The organism is Herbaspirillum sp. VT-16-41 (assembly GCF_001994935.1).
Classification (GTDB): Bacteria; Pseudomonadota; Gammaproteobacteria; order Burkholderiales; family Burkholderiaceae_D; genus Herbaspirillum; species Herbaspirillum frisingense.
The window spans coordinates 1-1,403 of record NZ_MUXB01000188.1 but is presented as its reverse complement, the minus strand read 5'-3'; the positions used below and the strand labels follow the sequence as shown (position 1 = coordinate 1,403).

2 protein-coding genes and 1 pseudogene are annotated in these 1,403 nt (G+C 56.2%); all 3 read right to left on the bottom strand.

All coding sequences use genetic code 11. The annotated features are described in order from the left end of the window. A pseudogene (locus BTM36_RS26350) lies at nucleotides 1-390 on the bottom strand (hypothetical protein); the annotation flags it as partial. Between the two features lie 423 nt (nucleotides 391-813). Then, complete coding sequence (locus BTM36_RS28520) at nucleotides 814-951, bottom strand: hypothetical protein (RefSeq protein ID WP_168189846.1); 138 nt, start codon at nucleotides 949-951, stop codon at nucleotides 814-816. Then, nucleotides 948-1,403, bottom strand: a 456-nt coding sequence (locus tag BTM36_RS28515; protein WP_217349648.1) for a hypothetical protein, incomplete at its 5' end; no start/stop codon positions are given. The genes BTM36_RS28520 and BTM36_RS28515, both read right to left, overlap by 4 nt.

Sequence of the window (1,403 nt, the reverse complement as noted above, 5' to 3'; positions counted from 1 at the left end):
GATGAGGTGCCCGTCGTCGAGCCATTCGGGCTGCAGCACCGAGGTGCCGGTGTCCCCGGCGATCACCTCACCGCTGCCGGCGCTGCCGCTGATCAGCGGCGCGACGTGCAGCTCGGTGCCGTCCCACAGCATCTGCGGATGCTCCCAGCTGATCCACGCCACGTGGGTGCCGTCGGGGCTGAGTCGCGGGAAGGCTACGAACCGGGAGGCGGGCGTGACGCGGCGGATGGCCGAAGGGTCCTCGGCGCCGGAGCCGTCCAGGGGCACCGCGGCGATGTAGCGCTCGATGTGCGGGGCGCCGTCCTCCCCCGTGCGGGGGCCGTCCGCGCCACCGGTGTGGTCCTCGCACACCCACCACACCTCCACGGTGCCGTCGGCGAGCGTCAGCAATGATACTACGTATAAACAAGCATTGGAAAGAAGTAAAATAGTAGTTAAGGCGTTAGAAGCTGCTAGACTTAAACTCAATCCATAATACATATGAGATGTCTGTTAGAAAAGAAATGACAGACATCTTTTTTGGTAATAAAACATTTAATTGAAGGTTGTAAAATAGTAAATAAACTGTACGGAAAGACAAGCTTTAATAAGGAGATTATGAAATGAAAAAATTATCATTTATTGTTTTATTTTTTGCAATGATAAGCTTAGTTGCTTGCTCTAATACGGAGACTGAAAAAAGTGAGGATGCTAATAAACAAAGTGACGAGTTAATTCTTGCAGTTGGAAGTGAGCCGGAAGAGGGATTTGACCCTACTACAGGGTGGGGGAGGCTGGCGCTCTGGCTGTGGGGGGTGAAGGCGTGTTGTTTTTTCAAGCAGAAGACGGCATACGAGGCAGCTCGGCGTACTCCTCGGCGCCGGCCACCAGGGTGCCTTCCCAGTCTCCGTCGCGGGCCAGGTCGCGCATCTCGTCCTGCACGTTCTCGAAGCCGCCCGCGGATAGCTTCACGTCCTCACCGCCAGATCGGAAGAGCGTCGGAACAACACCTCCGACCCACCCACCGACGCTGCATCGAACAGCACGGACATGGCAAAGCCGAACAGCATGAACAGGTAGACGAACTCCACTACCAGCATGCGGCTGACGATGATGGAAACCAGCGACAGAATCGAGAACCAAATCAGCGTCCGGCGCTCGCCCAGTTTCAGGGTGATAAAACCGCCAAGCACGCGGCCAATGGTAAACAGCCCGGCAAACGAGGAAATAACATAAGCGGCTTTCGCGGCCTTACCGGCGGCGTCCAGGTCTGCGATATCGAGTGCGGCGTAGAAGATCGGGAAGAAGTTCAGGAACGCCGCTTCGGCTGCCACATAGAACAGCAGGAAGGCGATCACGACCATGATGCGTTTCTGGGTCAGCAGCTCGATAAAGTCGCTCAGCTTCATGCTGGACTGGGCATT